This window comes from Microcystis sp. M44BS1 (genome assembly GCF_020244875.1).
Lineage (GTDB): Bacteria > Cyanobacteriota > Cyanobacteriia > Cyanobacteriales > Microcystaceae > Microcystis > Microcystis panniformis.
In genome coordinates, this window is record NZ_JADBVM010000149.1 from 1 (window position 1) to 22723 (window position 22723).

General features: G+C 45.6%; 10 protein-coding genes and 1 pseudogene. 7 read left to right on the forward strand and 4 right to left on the reverse strand.

All coding sequences use genetic code 11. From position 1 onward, the window contains the following. Positions 1-241: 241 nt before the first annotated feature. Positions 242-8824, reverse strand: a complete 8583-nt coding sequence (locus IM515_RS12230) for an FG-GAP-like repeat-containing protein (RefSeq protein ID WP_287698011.1) — start codon at positions 8822-8824, stop codon at positions 242-244. 932 nt (positions 8825-9756) lie between these two features. Here IM515_RS12230 and IM515_RS12235 point away from each other — a divergent pair. The 5 genes from IM515_RS12235 (at position 9757) to IM515_RS12255 (ending at position 19502) form a co-directional block, all read left to right on the forward strand. After that, positions 9757-10026 carry a YciI family protein gene (locus IM515_RS12235; RefSeq protein ID WP_002771659.1) on the forward strand — a complete coding sequence of 90 codons (270 nt, stop codon included), beginning with the start codon at positions 9757-9759 and terminating at the stop codon, positions 10024-10026. A 166-nt stretch (positions 10027-10192) separates the two neighbouring features. After that, entirely contained in the window at positions 10193-13723 is a 3531-nt protein-coding gene (gene smc / locus IM515_RS12240; RefSeq protein WP_287630194.1) for a chromosome segregation protein SMC, read from the forward strand. Positions 13724-14288: 565 nt separating this feature from the next. Continuing rightward, entirely contained in the window at positions 14289-15869 is a 1581-nt protein-coding gene (locus tag IM515_RS12245) for a photosystem II high light acclimation radical SAM protein (RefSeq protein WP_287630195.1), read from the forward strand. Between the two features lie 42 nt (positions 15870-15911). Then, positions 15912-17441 (forward strand): WD40 repeat domain-containing protein, encoded by a 1530-nt coding sequence (locus IM515_RS12250; protein ID WP_287630196.1) that lies wholly within the window; start codon positions 15912-15914, stop codon positions 17439-17441. Positions 17442-17621: 180 nt separating this feature from the next. Next, complete coding sequence (locus IM515_RS12255) at positions 17622-19502, forward strand: DNA-directed RNA polymerase subunit gamma (RefSeq protein ID WP_272015918.1); 1881 nt, start codon at positions 17622-17624, stop codon at positions 19500-19502. A gap of 40 nt (positions 19503-19542) precedes the next feature. Here the strand turns inward: IM515_RS12255 and IM515_RS12260 are convergent, their stop codons facing one another. The 3 genes from IM515_RS12260 to IM515_RS12270 form a co-directional block, all read right to left on the reverse strand. Beyond that, complete coding sequence (locus IM515_RS12260; protein ID WP_002771650.1) at positions 19543-19959, reverse strand: RidA family protein; 417 nt, start codon at positions 19957-19959, stop codon at positions 19543-19545. Between the two features lie 204 nt (positions 19960-20163). Continuing rightward, a complete protein-coding gene (locus IM515_RS12265; RefSeq protein WP_353847190.1) occupies positions 20164-20544 on the reverse strand; it encodes an endoribonuclease in 381 nt (126 codons plus the stop codon). Positions 20545-20668: 124 nt separating this feature from the next. Beyond that, positions 20669-21778, reverse strand: a complete 1110-nt coding sequence (locus IM515_RS12270; RefSeq protein ID WP_287630198.1) for a DUF262 domain-containing protein — start codon at positions 21776-21778, stop codon at positions 20669-20671. Positions 21779-21889: 111 nt separating this feature from the next. Here IM515_RS12270 and IM515_RS12275 point away from each other — a divergent pair. Both IM515_RS12275 and IM515_RS12280 read left to right on the forward strand, forming a co-directional pair. Next, positions 21890-22056 (forward strand): annotated as a pseudogene (locus tag IM515_RS12275) (helix-turn-helix domain-containing protein); the annotation flags it as partial. 212 nt (positions 22057-22268) lie between these two features. Next, positions 22269-22721, forward strand: a complete 453-nt coding sequence (locus IM515_RS12280) for a DUF29 domain-containing protein (protein WP_052276388.1) — start codon at positions 22269-22271, stop codon at positions 22719-22721. Positions 22722-22723 lie beyond the last annotated feature (2 nt).

Below are 22723 nucleotides of genomic sequence, written 5' to 3' on the forward strand. Positions count from 1 at the left end.
ACGATTATCGTCATTACCTTGCTTTGCGTCAAGAATTAGAACAAATATTAAATCATGCTGCTTAAACTTTTATCTGATTACCTCAATCAAGTAGAGCAAGCAATTGTGCAGCCAGTAGGGTGTGAAGCGCGATAGCGTAACACACCGATTTAATAATAGAGGTGGTGCGTTACGGCGGCTTGTTAATTTTGGTTTTTTGACGGAATTGATAGCCGCAAATACGCACCCTACACCTACTTAATTAAACAAAGAAATTACCCACTGGAATGTTCCCTAAAGCTGGTAAAGTACCGGTAAATCCGGTGATATTTATTAATAAATCATTGCTGGATTGGAAGCCAGCCGTGCTATCATTAATAACGAGGTAGGTTCCAGCTATTGCACCGGTTGTTACTTGCACTAAGGCGGCACTATTAACCCCTAATCCTTGATTACCTGTAGTGGCTCCATTGGCATCAGTAAATACCTGATTGATTAAATTCTGTAAAGTGGTGACAGTGCTATTAGCAGCACGACTGAAACTACTAGGCGCACTCATGGGAAGTCCACCTTGAGTTAATAAGTCGATTTTATCACTATTGATGGCAAAATCCGTGATACGATCGCTTGCTGATGTGGTAGATTGGCCAAATTGGAAGATAAAAGTATCTGCACCTAGACCACCAGTTAGAATATCAGCACCATTAGCACCATTGATTTGATTATTGCCACTATTTCCGGTGATGATATTATTAGCATTGTTACCCGTACCGTTAATATTATTAGTGCCAATTAGTTTGAGGTTTTCGACACCGTTAGGTAAAGTACGAGTGAGAATGCTTTGCCAAGTATCAGTAATGATAACTCCTGCTGTTTCTTCATCAGGATTAATGATAGCATTAGTCGCATTTGACAGGGTTACTGCAAAGACTTCATCCGGTTCATTAAGGTCATCATTGAGAATGGGAATGGTAATAGTAGCAGTAGAAGCATTAGCGGGAATGATGAGAGTTCCTGTCTGGCTAGTGTAATCTACATTAGCAGTAGCATCAATGGGTGCAGTAGCATAATTAACACTAATTTGTTGTGGATTGGGATTATCGACAGTGACGGTGAGAACTGCATTACTATTTTTACCTTCGACAACAGTAATGATGTCGTTGATGGAGAGTTGGGAAAAGTCGTCATTGGTAATTGTCCCCGTCACTGCGGTAGTTGTCCCTACTGTATAACCTGTCCCAGAAGCAAGAGTTAAGGCGACCGTTTCATCACTTTCAACAGTAGTATCAGCAGTGGGGTCAACTGTTACAGTCGCCGTCGTAGCATTAGCCGCAAAAGTGACAGTATTGTTAGTCCCTGTACGAGTGTAGTCGGTATTGAGAGTAGCAGTCCCTCCGAGGGTGTAATTGACTGTTAAAGCGTTAGCTATTACTCCGCTACGGGTGAAAGTATAAACCAGATTATTTGTCCCGTCTTCGGTAACACTTCCAGGAGAGACCGCAAGAGTAACATTGGTATCATCATTATTAATCGTCCCCGTCACTGCGGTTGGTGTACCTATTGTATAACCAGTCCCGGTCGCGAGAGTTAAGACGACCGTTTCATTACTTTCAACAGTTGTATCAGCAGTTGGGTCAACTGTTACAGTCGCCTTCGTAGCATTAGCCGCGAAAGTCACTGTCCCAGTTGTACTTGTAAAACTGGCTGCACCAGTTTGGGTGTAATCTGTGTTAAAAGTAGCTGTCCCCCCAACTGTATAGTTAGCGGTTAAGGCGCTAGTTGTTACACCAGTACGGGTGAAGGTATAAATCAGATTTGTTGTCCCGTTTTCGGTGACGCTTGCGGGAGAAACTGCTAGGGTGACACTGGTATCGTCATTGGTAATTGTTCCCGTGGCTGCGTTAGGAGTACCTATCGTATAACCTGTCCCGGAAGCGAGGGTTAAAGCGACGGTTTCATTACTTTCAACAGTAGTATCAGCAGTGGGGTCAACGATTACGGTAGCAGTAGTAGCATTAGCTGCGAAGGTGACAGTATTGTTAGTCCCGCTGCGAGTGTAGTCGGTATTAAGAGTAGCTGTCCCTCCGAGGGTGTAATTGACTGTTAAAGCATTACTTGTTACTCCGCTACGGGTGAAGGTATAAACCAGATTACTTGTCCCATCTTCAGTAACACTACTGGGAGCACCCGCAAGAGTGATACTGGGAGTGACAGGACCATTCGTAATCGTACCCGTCACTGGGGTGGTCGTACCTATCGTATAACCTGTCCCAGAAGCAAGGGTTAAGACTACAGTTTCATCGCTTTCAACAGTTGTATCAGCAGTGGGGTCAACGGTGACGGTAGCAATCGCTGAATTAGCGGCAAAGGTGACGCTGGTGGGAATAGAAGCGTAATCGGTTCCATTGGTTGCTGTCCCCCCAACTGTATAGTTAACCGTCAAAGCATCAGTGGTTACTCCACTACGAGTGAAGGTGTAAGTCAAGTTGGTTGTCCCGTCTTCGGTAACACTACTAGGAGAAACTGCAAGAGTAATACTAGGAAGTATGAGATCATCATTCGTAATTGTTCCTTGTCCCTGATTATCGGCTATGGTAACGTTACGACCATTAGCATTTAGACTACTCAGATTAACGAAGAAAGTCTCGTTACTTTCAACTTGGTTATCGCCATTAACAGCTACAGTAATCGCCTTGGAAGTCTCACCAGCATTGAAGGTTAAGGGAGTAGTAGCAATCGCCGTATAATCATTGTCTGCTGTGGTAGCGGTTCCATCGGCTGTGGCGTAATTGAGGGTAATCGCTGTATCGACGGGATTAGAAAGGGTGACAGTAAATACTGCATTAGTAGTCCCGCTATTTCCTTCGGTAATTGTGACATCAGTAATCGCAATAGATGCGCTGTCATCATTATTAATCGTACCTTGACCTTGATTATCAGCTAGGGTGACATTACTGCCATTGGCTTGTAAATTGCTGAGATTGAGGAAAAATGTCTCATTGAGTTCAACTTGGTTATCGCCATTGACGGCAACGGTAATCGTTTTAGAAGTTTCTCCCGGATTGAAGGTTAAGGTGGTGGGAGGAATAGCAGTGTAATCGGTTCCGGCGGTGGCTGTACCGTTAGCGGTGGCATAATCGACGCTCACAACGGTACTAGCGGCACTAGAAAGGCTCACGGTAAAGACCGCATTGGTTGTCCCGCTATTGCCTTCGGTAACGGTGACATCGTTGATAGTAAGAGAAATCGGGGGTTGAGAAACATCGGTAATGGTGACGGTGGCGGTGGGGTCGGCATTGAGGAAGATGGAGATACTTCCGCCGTTGGATGGGTTCGCCGTTGCCAAGTCAGATTTGCCGTCGCTGTTGAAGTCCCCTACCGTCACGGAATTGGGATTAGTCCCCACAGTAAAGTTAGAGGGCGTGCCAAAACTGCCCGTACCGGTTCCTAATAGCACTGAGACGTTGCTGCTTAAAGCGTTCGCCACAGCCAAATCGGATTTGCCGTCGCCGTTGAAGTCCCCTACCGTCACGGACACGGGACCATTCCCCGCAGCAAAGTTAGTGGCGGGTCCAAAACTGCCCGTGCCGGTTCCTAATAGCACTGAGACGTAGCTGCTGATGCGGTCCGCCGTTGCCAAATCGGATTTGCCGTCGCCGTTGAAGTCCCCTACCGTCACGGAAGTGGGAACACTCCCCACGGTAAAGTTAGTGGCGGTACCGAAACTGCCCGTGCCGGTTCCTAATAGTACTGAGACGGTGCTACCACTGTTCGCCACAGCCAAATCGGATTTGCCGTCGCTGTTGAAGTCCCCTACCGTCACGAAAATGGGACCACTCCCCACAGAAAAGTTGGTGGCGGGTCCAAAACTGCCCGTGCCGGTTCCTAACAGCACTGAGACGTAGCTGCTGAAAGCGTTCGCCACAGCCAAATCGGATTTGCCGTCGCCGTTGAAGTCCCCTACCGTCACGGAACGGGGACTAATCCCCACAGAAAAGTTAGTGGCGGGTCCAAAACTGCCCGTGCCGGTTCCTAATAGCACTGAGACGTTGTTGCTGTCAGCGTTCGCCACAGCCAAATCGGATTTGCCGTCGCTGTTGAAATCCCCTACTGTCACGGAACAGGGACTACTCCCCACGGAAAAGTTAGTGGCGGTGCCAAAACTACCCGTGCCGGTTCCTAATAACACCGAGACGTTGTTGCTGTAAAGAAGGTTCGCCACAGCCAAATCGGATTTGCCGTCGCTGTTGAAGTCCCCTACCGTCAGGGAAAAGGGATAACTCCCCACGGTAAAGTTAGTAGCAGGATTAAAGCTGGTAAGGATGTAGTCTCCCCCCGATGTCAGGTTGACTTTGACGGTTTCGTTGGGGTCATTTACCGCATCGGATACGGCGACCACGTTGAGGGTGGCGGTGGTGGCTCCGGCGGCGATGGTGAAGGTGTTGGCGGTTACTGCGGTGATATTTGTGCCAGCAGTGAGGGAATAGTCGGCGATATTGGTGGCGGTACTGCCAGTAGTGTTGAAGTTGACTACTATCCCACCCGTAGGCGCGGGGGTGTCTAGGGTGATGATGAAGGTGCCGACGGTTCCCCCTTCTACGGGGTTGGTGCCGGGGGCGATGGTGATTTTGGGGGGCGCGATATCATCGTTATTAATCGTTCCTTGTCCTTGATTATCGGCTATGGTAACGTTGCGACCATTGGTTTGTAAATTACTCAAATTAACGAAGAAAGTCTCGTTACTTTCAACTTTAGTATCGCCATTAACAGCTACAGTAATCGTCTTAGAAGTCTCACCAGCATTAAAGGTTAAGGGAGTCAAATTAATCGCTGTATAATCATTGTCTGCTGTGGTAGCGGTTCCATCGGCTGTGGCGTAATTGAGGGTAATCGCTGTATCGACGGGATTAGAAAGGGTGACAGTAAATACTGCATTAGTAGTTCCGCTATTTCCTTCGGTAATTGTGACATCACTAATCGCAATCGATGCGCTGTCATCATTATTAATCGTTCCTTGTCCTTGATTATCAGCTAGGGTGACATTACTGCCATTGCCTTGTAAATTGCTGAGATTGAGGAAAAATGTCTCATTGAGTTCAACTTGGTTATCGCCATTGACGGCAACTGTAATCGTTTTAGAAGTTTCTCCCGGATTGAAGGTTAAGGTGGTGGTAGGAATAGCGGTGTAATCGGTTCCGGCGGTGGCTGTACCGTTGGCGGTGGCATAATTGACGCTAACAACCGTACTGGCAGCACTAGAAAGGCTAACGGTAAAGACCGCGTTAGTGGTGCCGCTATCGCCCTCGGTGACGGTTACGTCGTTAATGGAAAGAGCGATCGGGGGGGGAGGGACATCGGTAATGGTGACGGTGGCGGTGGGGTCGGCATTGAGGAGGATGGAGATACTTCCGCCGTTGGATGGGTTCGCCGTAGCCAAATCGGATTTGCCGTCGCCGTTGAAGTCCCCTACCGTCACGGAACGGGGAAAACTCCCCACGGTAAAGTTAGTGGCGGTGGCGAAACTACCCGTGCCGGTTCCTAATAGCACTGAGACGTTGTTGCCGTAACGGTTCGCCACAGCCAAATCGGATTTGCCGTCGCCGTTGAAGTCCCCTACCGTCACGGAATTGGGATTACTCCCCACAGAAAAGTTGGTGGCGGTGCCAAAACTGCCCGTGCCGGTTCCTAATAACACTGAGACGTTGTTGCCAGAGTTCGCCACAGCCAAATCGGATTTGCCGTCGCCGTTGAAGTCCCCTACCGTCACGGAACGGGGAAAACTCCCCACGGTAAAGTTAGTGGCGGTGGCGAAACTACCCGTGCCGGTTCCTAATAGGACTGAGACGTTGCTGCCGTAACTGTTCGCCGTAGCCAAGTCCAATTTGCCGTCGCCGTTGAAGTCCCCTGCGGGTACGGAATAGGGAAAACTCCCCACAGAAAAGTTACTAGCGGTACCAAAACTGCCCGTGCCGGTTCCTAATAGCACCGACACGTTTCTACTGGCAACGGTCTTCGCCGTAGCCAAATCGGATTTGCCGTCGCCGTTGAAGTCCCCTACCGTCACGGAAGTGGGACGACTCACCACGGAAAAGTTAGTGGCGGGTCCGAAACTGCCCGTGCCGGTTCCTAATAGCACCGATACGCTGTTGCCGAAATAGTCCCCCGTTGCCAAATCGGATTTGCCGTCGCCGTTGAAGTCCCCTACCGTCACGGAAGTGGGACGACTCCCCACGGAAAAGTTAGTGGCGGGTCCGAAACTGCCCGTGCCGGTTCCTAATAGCACCGATACGCTGTTGCCGAAATAGTTCCCCGTTGCCAAATCGGATTTGCCGTCGCCGTTGAAGTCCCCTACCGTAACGGAACGGGGAACATTCCCCACAGAAAAGTTAGTAGCGGAGCCAAAACTGCCCGTGCCGGTTCCTAATAGCACCGATACGTTGTTGCTGCTGCTATTTGCCACAGCCAAATCGGATTTGCTGTCGCCGTTGAAGTCCCCTACCGTCACGGAATGGGGACCACTCCCCACAGCAAAGTTAGTGGCGGTGTCAAAACTGCCCGTGCCGGTTCCCAATAGCACCGAGACGTTGTTGCCGCCTCGGTTCGCCGTAGCCAAGTCTAATTTCCCGTCGCCGTTGAAGTCCCCTACCGTTACCGCATAGGGACTACTCCCCACAGAAAAGTTAGTGGGCGTGCCAAAACTGCCCGTGCCGGTTCCTAATAGCACCGAGACGTTGTTGCCGTCACGGTTCGCCGTAGCCAAATCTAATTTGCCGTCGCCGTTGAAGTCCCCTACTGTCACGGAACGGGGATTAAGCCCTACGGTAAAGTTAGTGGCAGTGCCAAAACTGCCCGTGCCAGTTCCTAAGAGGATTGAGACACTACCAGTAATGTTAGTGTTTGCCGTGACTAAATCCAAGTTGCCGTCGCCGTTGAAGTCCCCTACCGCCACAGAATAGGGATTTCCCCCCTCGTACAAGTTAATGGCAGGATTAAAGCTTGCGCTAGAGTTGGCACCAAGGATGTAGTCTCCCCCCGATGTCAGATTGACTTTGACGGTTTCGTTGGGGTCATTGACTGCATCGGATACGGCGACGACGTTGAGGGTGGCGGTGGTGGCTCCGGCGGCGATGGTGAAGGTATTGGCTGTCACCGCTGTGATATTTGTGCCAGCAGTGAGGGAATAGTCGGCGAGAATGGTGGCGGTACTGCCAGTAGTGTTGAAGTTGACCACTATCCCACCCGTAGGCGCGGGGGTGTCTAGGCTGATGATAAAGGTGCCGACGGTTCCCCCTTCTACGGGGTTAGTGCCGGAGGCGATGGTGATTTTGGGGGTGGTATTGAGGAGGACTGAGACGTTGTTGGTGAAACGGTTCGCCACAGCCAAATCGGATTTGCCGTCGCTGTTGAAGTCCCCTACCGTCACGGAACGGGGACTACTCCCCACGGAAAAGTTAGTGGCGGGTCCAAAACTGCCCGTGCCGGTTCCTAATAGCACTGAGACGTTATTGCCGAGGCTGTTCGTCGTTGCCAAGTCAGATTTGCCGTCGCTGTTGAAGTCCCCTACCGTCACGGAAAAGGGACGAGTCCCCACAGTAAAGTTAGTGGCGGGTCCAAAACTGCCCGTGCCGGTTCCTAATAGCACTGAGACGTTGTTGCCTAAATAGTTCGCCGCAGCTAAATCGGATTTGCCGTCGCCGTTGAAGTCCCCTACCGTCACGGAAGCGGGAAGACTCCCCACGGAAAAGTTAGTGGCAGTACCGAAACTGCCCGTGCCGAGTCCTAATAGCACCGATACGGTGTTGCCTGAATAGTTCGTCACAGCCAAATCGGATTTGCCGTCGCCGTTGAAGTCCCCTACTGTCACCGAACGGGGACTACTCCCCACAGAAAAGTTAGTGGCGGTGCTAAAACTGCCCGTGCCGGTTCCTAATAGCACTGAGACGTTGTTGCCTAAATAGTTCGCCGCAGCCAAATCGGATTTGCCGTCGCTGTTGAAGTCCCCTACCGTCAGGGAAAAGGGATTATTCCCCACAGTAAAGTTAGTGGCGGTGCCAAAACTGCCCGTGCCGGTTCCTAATAGCACTGAGACGTTGTTGCCTAAATAGTTAATGTTCGCCGTTGCCAAATCGGATTTGCCGTCGCCGTTAAAGTCCCCTACCTTCACGGAATAGGGACCACTCCCCACAGTAAAGTTAGTGGCGGGTCCAAAACTGCCTGTGCCGAGTCCTAATAGCACCGAGACGTTGTTGTCGTAATAGTTCGTCACAGCCAAATCCAATTTGCCGTCGCCGTTGAAGTCCCCTACCGTCACGGAATTGGGATTAGTCCCCACGGTAAAGTTAGTAGGGGTACTAAAGGCCATTTCCACACTAATCGCTTGCCCATCAACGGTAATAGTCGCCGCGTCATTTTCCTCTCGTATCGCCGCGATTTGCTCCTCTGTCAGCACTTCCCCCCGCACCAACGCCGAAAATAACTGCCCCTCATCCCCCGGCGTATCGCTGCTGTTGATTTGCGCGTCGATAAAATGCCCAATTTCTTCTAATAACACCGCTTTGAGGGTGGTAGCGTCACCCGAATCAATCAGCGCTTGAGAAATATAAATCCTATTGGTACTGCTGGAATATGCGCCGAAAATCCCTGAATTGCCAAGGTTTTTAACTGTAATAGGGGGAAGTTGACTAAAATCTCGACTTTGCCACTGCTGTCGTAATTGCGTCGCTTTAACCACATCATAACTTGTGCCAAAAGCAGTTTCTAAATTTGCCCAAAAACCATCAGATTGAGCGAAATCGAACAAAATATCGTAAACAGCAGGAAGAATCGGCAACAGGGTAGAAGTCATGACATTGAACGCAAAAGACGACTGGGGCTATTTTATGCAAAAAATCACGAATTTGTCAAGACTTTTGTGACAAAGATTAACATTTATACAAGAAAACGAGTTTCTCAAAGAGTTTCTCATAGAAACCCGTTTTCTCAAGAAGAAACCGGGTTTCTCAAAGAAACCCGGTTTCTAAATAGGTTCTCAAAGAAACCCGGTTTCTAAATACCAAAGAAACCCGTTTTCTCAAGAAGAAACCGGGTTTCTCAAAGAAACCCGGTTTCTAAATAGGTTCTCAAAGAAACCCGGTTTCTCAATACCAAAGAAACCCGTTTTCTCAAGAAGAAACCCGGTTTCTCAAAGAAACCCGGTTTCTAAATAGGTTCTCAAAGAAACCCGGTTTCTCAATACCAAAAAAACCCGTTTTCTCAAGAAGAAACCCGGTTTCTCAAAGAAACCCGGTTTCTAAATAGGTTCTCAAAGAAACCCGGTTTCTCAATACCAAAGAAACCCGTTTTCTCAAGAAGAAACCGGGTTTCTCAAAGAAACCCGGTTTCTAAATAGGTTCTCAAAGAAACCCGGTTTCTCAATACCAAAAAAACCCGTTTTCTCAAGAAGAAACCGGGTTTCTCAAAGAAACCCGGTTTCTAAATAGGTTCTCAAATAAACCCGGTTTCTCAATACCAAAGAAACCCGGTTTCTAAATACCAAAGAAACCCGTTTTCTCAATAGTTTCTCGCAGAAACCCACCAACAAACGTCAATGTAAAGAATGTGGTCAACCGTTTGTGATTAATCCCACTAATAAAACCGTCATCACTACTACCGAATCACCACCCCCAACTATCTGCATCCTACAGTATCTGTGTACTTCCCCCACTTTTCTAGATCGATTGAGTCTGATTGACGATTCGATCGTAAAATAGCAACAGATCAAGAGAGTACAGGTCAAATATGCCGAAATTTGTTGTCTGGGGTAGTTATTGTGAAAACGTGCTGGAAAAACGCGCTCCCTATCGTCAAGCACATCTAGAGGGATTAAATCAACAGAAAGAACGGGGAATTCTCATTACTATCGGACCAACGGCAGATTTAAGCCAAGTTTTCGCGATTTATCAGGCAGCCAGCGAGTCAGAAGTGCGAGAATTAATCGAAGCGGATCCCTATTGGCAAAATGGCATCTGGACAGAATACCAAGTCAAAGAATGGATTCAAGCCATCTAAGGGAGCTATCAGCTATATTTTTCTGTAAGGGTGTTCTCATAAAATTTTCCAACTACGCGACTAATCAAACTCATCTCCGGTCAAGTCTGAGGATATTTTCAAGGATAAACCGGAGTTATCCCTTATCGATTCAAGCTGATAGCTTTCCTACTTTTTGCTTATCGCCATGGTTTACATCAAAAAGGTCGAACTCTCACACTTCAAATCCTTCGGGGGAACAACTCCTATACCCTTTTTACCGGGGTTTACGGTGGTTTCCGGTCCAAATGGTTCGGGAAAGTCGAATATCCTCGACGCATTGCTATTTTGCTTGGGATTAGCTACTTCCAAGGGAATGCGGGCCGAAAGATTACCGGATTTAGTCAATCACAGCTATAACAGTCAACGTCATAGCTCAGAAGCGAGTGTTTCGGTGACTTTTGATATTGCCGATATTCCTGACGCCACCGATAGGGATTGGACGGTTTCCCGACGCTTAAAAGTGGCTAAGGGTGGCAGCTATACTTCTACCTACTATATCAATGGGGAAACCTGTACGGTTAGCGAACTTCACGACCAATTAAACCGTTTACGCATCTATCCCGAAGGGTACAACGTGGTGTTACAGGGGGACGTAACCCGAATTATCAGCATGAATGCTAAGGAAAGACGGGAAATTATCGACGAATTGGCAGGAGTAGCCGAATTTGACCGCAAAATTGAGAAAACTAAGGAGAATATCGATTCGGTTAAAGAAAGGGAAGAACGCTGCCAAATTATTGCTACAGAATTGCAAAAATCTCTGGAGAAATTAGCACTCGATCGCATTAAAGCCGAAAAATACCAAAAACTCAAGGCCCAAGTCCAAGAAAAACAACAATGGGAAATAGTCCTCCATTGGCAAAATCTCCAGCAGCGCTGCCAGCAAGTACAAGGACAAATTCAAGCTGGAGAAAAGGAAAAACAGGTTTTAACCGAGACTATCGCTAATTTATCCGAACAAATCGCCCAAAATAGTCAAGAATTAGAGAAACTCAATCAACAGGTCAAAGCTTTCGGGGAAGATGAACACCTGTCCCTGACTTCCCGATTAGCAAGTCAACAGGCCAAACGACAACAACAGCAACAACGACAAAAAGAGCTAGAAAACCTTGAAAAAGAATCTCAGGCACAAAAAACCAGACTTTTAGAGGAAATTAATCGTTATAATTGCGAATTAAACCTGATTACTGCTGAAAAAAGCCGTTTAGAAACTGAAATTTTACCCAATCTCCTACGGACAACCCAAACCGCAAGGGAAACCCTAGAAAACCATCGTCTGCAAGCAAGTAGTCTCGCGGAAGCGTCAGAAGCATGGGTAAAAGAACAAAGCGACCTTTCCCGCAATATTACCCGTCTTCAGGAACAATTAAACCCCTACCGTAGCCAACGGGCCCAATTGACCGAAAGATGCGATCGATTGCAAACTAATATAGTAGAAGCTGGTCAACGTCTGCAAGAATTAGAGCAAGTTATTAGCACAAAAACCGAAGAAAGTCAAGAAATATTACAAAAAATTAATCAAGCGGAACCCGATATCCAAAATTTAGCCCAAAAACTCACCCTTGCTGAACAAAATCACGTTATCAGTCAGGACACCCAAAAACGTCTGCTCAAGGAACAACGGGACAAACAGAGGGAATTAGATAAACTGGAAGCGACCAAGCAAGCGCAACAGGAGGCCCAGGGAACCTATGCCACTCAAATATTATTACAGTCAGATTTGCCCGGAATCTGCGGATTAGTGGCACAATTGGGCGAAGTAGAGGAACGTTATCAAATTGCTCTTGAAATCGCCGCCGGAGGTCGTTTAGGTCATGTAGTCGTTCAAGATGATAGCGTTGCGGCCGCTGGAATTGCCTTATTAAAACAGCGTCGCATCGGTCGGGCCACTTTTTTACCCCTGAATAAAATTCGTCCCCCCCGTCCCCAAGATATTTCCTCTCTGCGTCACGCGCGGGGTTATCTGGATTTAGCGGTGAATTTGGTTAAGTTTCAATCCCAGTATCGGGAGGTTTTTAACTATATTTTTGGCAGTACCGTGGTTTTCGAGGATATAGATTCTGCCCGTTATTATATCAATCAATATCGCATTGTTACTTTGGATGGCGAGTTATTAGAGATGACTGGCGCTATGACCGGAGGCAGCCAACCGACGCGATCGGGGCTGCGTTTTGGTAAAATTTCTCCGAAGGAGTCTAGTGAAGCGGAATCTCTACGGGAAAGATTAGCAGAAATCGATCGCATTCTGACCCGCAACGAAGAAAAAATTACCCAAGTTAATCATCTTATCAGTCAGTTAACCCAACAGTTAACCGAAACCCGTCAAAGTCATCGGGAAAATCAATTATCTCTACAACAATTAAGCAAGGATTTACAACGTTTAACCACAGAAAAAGAGGATTTAACCCGTCAATTATCGGGACAGCAAGAGGAAATTACTATTTCTCGTCAACGGTTAGAAGTATTAACCAGAGAAATTCCTGAGTTAGAGTTATCTTTACAGCAAGAACAGGAGAAATTAACTGCTTTAGAGGCCAATCATACCCATAGCGAATGGCAACAGGTACAGGGAATAATTCGCAGTCAAGAATTGGAGTTAAAAACCCAAGAAAATCACCTCGCTACAGTCCGCGAACAGTTAAAAGATTTACATAATCAACAAATCAGACTAGAGGAAAAAAGTCAAGAGTCTGGGGATAGAATTATTGAGATTGACAAGATAATTACCGATGCAGTTAATCAGAGAAATATCGGTAATCTGGAGATAGAAAAACTTGATCGCCATATTTTAGAAATCAATCAAGCTTTACAGCAATTATCGCAACAACTAGGGGAAACCAAGCAAAAAAGAGACCAATTAGAGACAGTTTTGCGACAACAACAAAACCAGCAACAACAGGCTATCTGGCAATCGGAAAAGTTAGTCAACAATCAAGAGGAAAGACAAGCATTACTAACCACTTTACAGACAGAAATTAGTCAACTAGAAAGCGACTTACCCAATCCCTTGCCCGAAATTCCTGAAAGCGATCGAGATTTCGAGAAAATTCAAAGCGATATTCGGCAGTTACAACGGAAATTAGAAGCTTTAGAACCTGTGAATATGTTAGCTTTAGAAGAATACCAAAAAACTAAAGAGAGATTAGATGAACTATCAGAAAAACTGCAAACTCTAGAAGGAGAAAGAACCGAACTACTTTTACGGATAGAAAACTTTACCACCCTCAGATTTAATGCTTTTCAGGAAGCATTTACTGCCGTTAACGAAAACTTTAAGAATATATTTGCCACCCTCTCCGATGGCGATGGTTACTTACAATTAGAAGACGAAAATGACCCCTTTAATGGTGGCTTAAATCTGGTGGCACATCCCAAAGGAAAACCCGTACAGCGATTAAGTTCCATGTCTGGAGGTGAAAAATCTTTAACCGCTTTAAGCTTTATTTTTTCCCTACAAAGATATCGTCCTTCTCCCTTTTATGCGTTTGATGAAGTGGATATGTTTTTAGATGGGGCCAATGTAGAGAAATTGGCTAAAATGATTCAAAAACAAGCACAACAAGCACAGTTTATTGTCGTTAGTTTGCGTCGGCCGATGATTGAAGCTTCCGAAAGAACCATCGGTGTCACCCAAGCGCGGGGAACCCATACACAGGTACTAGGAATTAAAGTTTAACCTAAGACGCAAGTGGGGTGTGGGGTGTGACCCCCCCAACCCCCCCGACATCGGGGGGGGTAGTGGGGTGTGGGGTGTGGGGTGTGGGGAGAATAAATAAAAAAGTCTCCTATCTCCTATCTCCTGACTTGAAAATAGAAGCTGAAATAACGCAAATTAGTCAATCATACGGTCATCCGTTCAGTATAGGCTACATATCAGCAGAGACACTCCTGCAAGGGGAGTGACTCTCAAATTATTACAGATGCGTCAGCGGCTGCGTGTAAGCATCTCACCGAAAAACTAATGCGCTCCGGGGTTTGGGGGCGGCGCCACGCCCCCAACGGGGGGTTTGGGGGGTAGAACCCCCCAAAAGCTTGGATTGAGCGATAAAATCGCAAGTAATACTAAATCCCTTGAGTAACGCACAGAAAGCTTTTCAGTGACTCAGTAAACAGTAATCAGTGAACTGAAAACTCACATCTGAAAACTCACATCTGATAACTGATAACTGCCAGACAAGCCGGACAAAGTTAAGTTATATTAAGATTACTCAGAATGCGTCTCCATCCCCTTCAGAAATCTCATGACTCAACCGCAAGCACAACGCATCCTCTACGTTAGACTCCCCTGTAACCCCATTTTCCCCATCGGTGTGGTTTACCTTTCCGACCACGTTCATAAACTCTTCCCCGACATCGAACAAAAAATCTTTGACCTTGGCACCGTCCCCCCCTTAGACTTTAACCAGGCACTCGATCGCTGTGTTGACGAATTTCGGCCCACCCTGCTAGTATTCTCCTGGCGGGATATTCAAATATATGCTCCCGTCGGTGGTCGCGGTGGTAATCCCCTGCAAAACGCCTTTGAATTTTACTACGCTAAAAACCCCCTAATCAAGCTGCGCGGTGCTTTAGGAGGTTTAAAGGTGACAACCGCCTACTACGGCGAATTATGGCGCAATCAGGGACTAATTCGCCGCGGGTTGCAGCGGGCCAGAAAATACCATCCCGAAGCGCGAGTTATCGTCGGGGGTGGTGCCGTCAGTGTTTTCTACGAACAACTAAAAACCAAACTGCCCACAGGAACAATTGTATCAGTCGGAGAAGGGGAAACCCTGCTAGAAAAATTCCTCTCCGGCCGGGACTTTAGCGATGAACGTTGTTATGTCGTCGGAGAAACCACACCCCGGCCGCGTTTAATCCACGAATCCCCCACCCCCTTAGAAAAATCCGCTTGTAACTACGACTACATCGCCAGTATTTGGCCGGAATTTTCCTACTATTTCCAAGAAAACGACTTTTATATCGGGGTACAAACCAAGCGCGGCTGTCCCCATAACTGCTGCTACTGCATCTATACCGTCGTTGAAGGCAAACAAGTACGCATTAATCCCGCCGATGAAGTAGTTAAGGAAATGCGCCAATTATACGACCGCGGCATTCGCAATTTCTGGTTTACCGATGCCCAATTTATCCCCACCAGAAAATTTATCAATGATGTAGAAGAACTATTAGAAAAAATTCTCGCTGCTGGGATGAAAGATATCCATTGGGCTGCCTATATTCGCGCCGATAATCTCACCCCGAAACTGTGCGATTTAATGGTAAAAACAGGCATGAACTACTTTGAAATCGGCATCACCAGTGGTTCTCAGGAATTAGTCCGTAAAATGCGTATGGGCTATAATTTGCGGACAGTTCTGCAAAATTGTCGAGACTTAAAAGCGGCAGGTTTTAATGATCTAGTTTCGGTAAATTATTCCTTTAATGTTATTGATGAAACCCTAGAAACTATTCGTCAAACTATCACCTATCATCGGGAATTAGAAAACATTTTTGGAGTCGATAAAGTGGAACCAGCCATCTTTTTTATCGGACTACAACCCCATACCCATCTAGAAGAATACGCCTTCAAAAAAGAAATTATTAAACCCGACTATGATCCCATGAGTTTAATGCCCTGGACAGCCAAAAAACTGCTCTGGAATCCCGAACCTTTGGGGTCATTCTTTGGCGAAGTTTGTCTGCAAGCATGGCGACAGAATCCTGATGATTTTGGACGGGAAGTGCTGAAAATTTTGGAAGCAAGACTAGGGAAGGCCGATTTAGAATCCGCTTTAACCGCACCGATAGAAACTAAGAAAAAAGTCTTAACTCCTGCTTAAAAATTAATTTTAGTCAATCCCAAGGCAGCAATTAGCGTTACCATGAGTCTGAAATCAGGAGATGATCAAAATCCCTTTACCGGTAACTGCAAAATGACCGACCATCGCCCCCATTGGCTAGAATTAGCGGAATATATCGCCCTAGTATTAACCCTGCTTACCCTTATCGCCATGGGTGCGGGGTTTTTGCCTTTGTTCCTCCTAGTAGTGACTTTCGGGTTGAATATTCTCAATCGTCTCCGAGAAAGAACTAGGCAACGTCAACGCTTAACTGAGATAACCGGTCATTTACAGAGTCAGTGGGAAGAAGAAAAAGAAGCTTTATCGGCACAAATACAGTCCCTCAGTCCCGCAGTGGCCAGGGATAACGCTCGTGCGGTCGCAACGCGCTCGCTACGCGAGATCGCAGAATTAGAGGAGAATATTCTCGTCCTGGAACAGTCCTACAATCAAATTATTCAATACATCAACCGTAACGGGCTGCTGGAACGCATCGAACATCTGGAAAAATCCTACAGTCGCTTACACAGAGATATTTTGCCGCTTAACGAAGAATCAGCAGATATTAACGCCACAAAAGCGGAAAATGAGCCACAAATCACCCTACCTGCCCTTAATTTAACTCCCACTTCCCCCCCTGTCCCCCATTGGCACTATTATCGCCGTCTGACCGCCCATCGGGAAATGATTACAGCGATCGCAATTACCGAGGATCAACGGTTTTTAATGAGCGTTAGTTGGGATCGTACCCTAAAAATCTGGGATTTTGCCACAGGAACCCTGATTAATACGGTGGAAGCTCATGATCAGGGCATTTTAGCCCTAGCAGTGACTGGAAACGGCGATTATCATCTAGCGACGGGAGGATTCGATCAAACCGTTAAATTATGGACTTTAGCCAGCGATGGCAGTAGTCTGGAATTAAATCAAATTTTCCTCGGTCATCTCGGTTCGATTCATGGTCTGGATTTTGCCCCCCGTTGGCATTTTTTGGTGAGCGGTAGTTACGATCAAACCCTAAAACAGTGGAATTTAGAGCAGGAAAACGAAGAATTTAGCTCCTATGACAGTCTAGGGGCAATTTATGCCCTAGCAGTGGCTCCTAATCAAGATTTTATCGCCGCAGCTGGAGGTGATGGCACTGTCACCCTCTGGCAATTGGGATCGGGAGCAAAAATCGCCGTCCTATCCGGTAACGTTTCTTCGGTGCAGAGTTTGGCGATCGCTGCTGATAGTCAGATTATTGCCGCCGGTTGTGTGGATGGGACGGTGAAAATCTGGCAATACGACCCGGAGAAAAGCGGTCATTTTGCGCCAATTCGGGTGATTAATGCCCATAATGGTCAGGTGACAAGCTTGGTATTTGCAGAGGAGGGTCAATGGTTATTTACCGGGGGAACCGACGGAGAGATTAAAATCTGGTTAGCCAATTCTCAACAGGCGATCGCAACTCTTAGCACCGACAATGGGCGATCATCACCGATCTCCAGTTTAGTTCTCAGCCCCGATTATTGTCACCTAGCAGCGGCTGCGGCCGACGGTAGCATCATCATCTGGGAAAATATCACTTAATGGTCGATCGAACTGGAAAAATTGTATAATGTAATGTCCCGGACTCGATCGGGCCAGTTTGACCCCAAGAAAAAGTGACTGAGTTAACTGTCGTTTCTGCCTAATAGTTGTCATCGGGGCATCGAGAACGCGAGAGCGATCGCTTATCCCAGAATCATTACCCATAGTAAAAAATTCAGAATGAAGACTCCAACAGATCAAAGATTTGATTACGTCAAAATCGGTTTAGCGTCCCCCGAAAGAATTCGGCAATGGGGAGAAAGAAACCTGCCTAACGGTCAAGTCGTCGGAGAAGTAACCAAACCAGAAACGATCAACTATCGGACTCTCAAACCGGAAATGGATGGGTTATTCTGCGAGAAAATTTTTGGCCCCTCGAAAGACTGGGAATGTTGGTGTGGTAAATACAAACGCGTCCGTCACCGGGGAATTGTCTGTGAACGTTGCGGGGTGGAAGTCACCGAGTCGCGGGTACGTCGTCATCGCATGGGTTTTATCAAATTAGCTGCCCCCGTCACCCACGTTTGGTATCTCAAAGGTATTCCCAGTTATCTCAGTATCCTGCTCGATATGCCCCTGCGGGACGTGGAGCAGATCGTCTATTTTAATGCCTATGTGGTTCTCGATCCGGGTAATGCCGGCAATCTTAGTTATAAACAACTCCTCAGCGAAGATCAATGGTTAGAGATCGAAGAGGAAATCTACGCAGAGGATTCGGAATTAGTCGGTATTGAAGTGGGTATCGGGGCCGAGGCTATCCAAAGACTCTTACAGGAAATTAACCTGGAAGAAGAAGCGGAAAGACTGCGGACGGAAATTGTCGAAAGTAAGGGGCAAAAACGGGCAAAATTAATTAAACGTCTCCGGGTAATCGATAACTTTGTCGCCACGGGTTCTCAGGCAGAATGGATGGTTTTAAGCGTAATTCCCGTGATTCCCCCCGATTTACGCCCGATGGTGCAGTTGGATGGCGGCCGTTTTGCCACCTCTGACCTGAACGATCTCTACCGTCGGGTGATTAACCGCAATAACCGTTTATCCCGTCTGCAAGAAATTCTCGCCCCCGAAATTATCGTCCGTAACGAAAAACGGATGTTACAGGAGGCCGTCGATGCTTTAATTGATAACGGTCGTCGCGGTCGCACGGTGGTGGGGGCCAATAATCGCGCCCTGAAGTCTTTATCGGATATTATCGAGGGTAAACAGGGGCGTTTCCGTCAAAATCTCCTCGGTAAACGGGTGGACTATTCGGGACGTTCGGTTATCGTTGTTGGTCCGAAATTGAAGATCTATCAATGCGGTTTACCCCGGGAAATGGCGATCGAATTGTTCCAACCCTTCGTTATCCATCGTTTAATTAAATTAGGCATCGTCAATAATATCAAGGCAGCCAAGAAAATGATCCAACGGGGGGATGCCAATGTTTGGCACGTCTTGGATGAAGTAATCACAGGACACCCGGTGATGTTAAACCGCGCCCCTACCCTGCACCGTTTGGGCATTCAAGCGTTTGAACCGATCCTGGTGGAGGGCCGGGCGATTCAGTTACATCCCCTCGTCTGTCCCGCTTTTAACGCCGACTTTGACGGGGACCAAATGGCCGTACATATTCCCCTCTCCCTGGAAGCACAATCGGAAGCGCGATTGTTGATGTTAGCTTGTCATAATATTCTCTCACCGGCGACCGGTCGCCCGATTGTTGCCCCTTCTCAGGATATGGTTTTGGGTTGTTATTATCTCACGGCCGAAAATCCCAAGGCCCAAAAGGGTGGGGGTCGTTATTTCGCCAGCATGGATGACGCTATTCACGCTTTTGATCAGGGATTGGTGGATCTACACGCTTCTGTGTGGTTGCGTTTGCCGGTGGGAGAAAAGGTGAAAACCAATAAACCGGATGAGGAAGTCCTGGAAACGGAAACTCTCCCCGATGGCAGCATCTGGAAATATTATCGGGAACGCAAAACCCGCGAGAAGGACGGTCAGATAATTTCCCAGTATGTGCGTACTACTGTAGGGCGAATTATCTACAATAAGACGATTCTAGAAGCTTTGGTGGTCTAGAGAGAGATTAGGTTAGGGTGGGCAATGCCCACCTTAATTTTTAGGCTAAAGCGGCAATACATTCTATTTCCACTAGCACATCCTTGGGAAGACGGGCCACCTCCACACAGGCCCGGGCCGGGGCGGTTTCCGGGGGGAAATAACGGGCATAAACTTGATTCATTGCCCCGAAATTGGCTAAATCCGAGAGAAAGACGGTAGTTTTCACCACATTTGACCAATTAGCCCCAGCAGCGGTTAAAATGCCCTCCAGATTGGCCATAACTTGTTCGGTTTGGGCGCTAATTTCCCCGGAGACGATTTCACCCGTGACGGGATCTAGGGGAATTTGTCCCGCAACAAAGAGAAAAGGACCAGTAGCGGCGATCGCTTGATTATAGGGACCCACAGGGGCCGGAGCTTTATCAGTACGGATGACCTGATTATTCATGGGCAGGATAGTTAAAAAAGATGACATTGAATCAATTGAATATTTTCCCAGTTTTTTGATCGCTTGTAGTTAATTTTCACCGGTTAGGAAGCTTAATTTTTACTGATTGTCTTTGTCGAAGGTGCGCTAAAAGCGATTGTACGAGAAATAAGTCAACATTTATGATACCATTTTTCTTTATTCGCGTCACAACGAATGAAGGTTTGGCAAGCATTCGAGCGTGGATGTCTGTCATGGATTTAGAAATTTGGTATGACGTTGCAATTCTGCATCTAACTCTGTTAACAAAGCATATATTCTATCAAAATCATGTTTAGTTTTAGAAGGAGCGTCATAGGTTCTCAAAGTACCTTTAGTATGAGTATGAGCCGCTCGATTGCGACTTTTCTTTAGATTAACAAGATCACCTTTTAAAGCACTAATTTTATCAGTTTTTTCTAACTTTTTTTCAATTTTTTCTAATGTTGCTAAACCAATAACTATCATCAACATTTTTCTAAAAGCTTCATATTGAAAGTTAGAGTTAGGCTTAATAATCTCGTCTTTGATGAATTTTTGGTTAGCTGGGGACTTTAAGCATCGTTTAGCACATCTTAAAACTATATCATCCATAGTTTCCTCGATCCAGCCACATAATTCTATTAGAGCTAGTTTAGAATAAAAAATTTTTTTATCATCAGTTCTAGATTCATTATAGAGTCTATCAAGCCTGTTTAACGTCTTGAATAAATAACTTTTAGTAATCATTACCAGTAGATGAAAAAATTTTGATAGATGTATTAATCCTCTCTAAAGCTTTATCTTTTTGATAAATACCACCAGCTAAATTTTTAGTTAAAAATGGTTCAGATTTTATTAATCTAGAATACTTGTCTTGTAATTCATCATTAGAGAGATTGACTAAAGTATCTAAATTTTTGGCAACTCCTAAAAGAATTCCTTCTGTAATAACTTTACTGGTTTTGATTGGTTCTCCTGTGTAAATTTTATCATAAATTAAGTCAACAGTTTGCTTAAATAATCTATCTTTAGATTGGATAAAATTTTCTTGAGCAAATCTATGTTTATACATATAATCATTTAAAAATCTGGTCAATTTCCCCTTGTAGTTGTGGTATTCATCATAAAAAGCAAAGAAACGAAGCACTAATTCTTCATCTTCAAATCGAGATGCTTTTTGCTGCTTTCGATCCATCAGCAAAAGCCAGTTTTCATATTGAGCGCATTCTTTTAAAAAACTATTAAACTTGCCATTATAGATACAATTTCTGATCTCCTGATTGTTAAGTTTTACTCCACCGGTATTTAAGCGATGGAAAATGGTAAAAATATAATTATTATGAGCTTTTTTGCTGGAGTCGTAGCGAATCATGGTGATGGGAATAGTCATATTTTCTACGCGTTCATATAATTCTTCATGCTGAGTTTTTATTTCCTCAACTGTTCTTCCAGAAATAGACGAATCTACATCGGGTAATTTTGATAGCTTCCAATCTTCAGTAGTTAAAAATTTGACGATGGTACTAATTCGTTGTAATCCATCGATGATATAGCGTTTATCTGTCTTATATTCAAGACTAATACACATACTAGGAATCGGTAACTGTTTCATTAAACTATCAATAAAACGAGTTTGTTGTGGATCAGTCCACACCATATCTCTTTGAAAATCTGGATCGATAACCAATTGTTTTTTTTGATACATTCTAACTAGATCAGAGCAGGAACGCTGCTCATTGTAAGCAATAATATCTATAGGAGGAAAATCCACATCATCTTCTTCCTCTAGATACTTTTCTTCTTCGGCTGCTAGTAATTTCTCTTCTTGAGTGAGATAATTAACCATAATTTTTATCCCTCCTAATATTGCCAATTCAAAAATGAAACGCACGACTCCTTAAGAGTTGACAGAAAAAGGATTATCAGGTACTGTCTGATCAATACAACAACAAATCAGATCCAAAAACGAAGCCTCCAATATCTTAACATAGAACAAAGAAACTTGCTCTACCAACTTGGTCAAGAGGGAAATTTATCTCAACGGCAAATGGCAGCTGGGATGTCATCAAAGCACGACTAAAGCGAGAATTAAGAAGGAATCAAGGTTCCCTCGGATGCTATCTACTGAAAATTGGTAAGTAGTCGGACATAAATAAACAACACTATGTTAAGGAATGTAAAATAGCCGGTTTTCGCTGCTGCATACAGCCTTCTACCCTATTTACAAAACTTTATACAGCAGCGAAAACTTATGTCCGACTACTTACCTCCCCGTCAGCGGTTATAGTTAAGAGAGTGGTGCGTTACCACCGACTTCTAAATGGGATATTTTCAACATGAAAAATCAATTATCTCAGCTTTATGAAACTGATTTTAATTTGTGGATTGAGCAAACCGTAAATCACTTAAAAAAGTGCAATTTAGCAGCCCTCGATTTAGATAACTTAATCGAAGAAATATCCGATATAGGACGTAATAATAGACGGGAGGTATTTAGTCGTTTAAAAGTTCTCTTGATGCACTTACTTAAATGGCAATATCAACCAGAAAAACCGACTAATAGCTGGATAAATACCATTGATGAGCAAAGAGAACAATTAGAGTTTATTTTCAGGGATAGTCCTAGCTTAAAACCCTATTTAGCCGATATTTTCGCAGAATGTTATCAAAAAGCAGTGCGAGGGACGGTAAATGAAACTAATTTACCAAAAGAAACTTTTCCTGTTGATTGTCCTTTTAGCCAAGAACAGGTTTTAAATTGGGATTATCTTCCTGGAAATAGCTTTTGAAA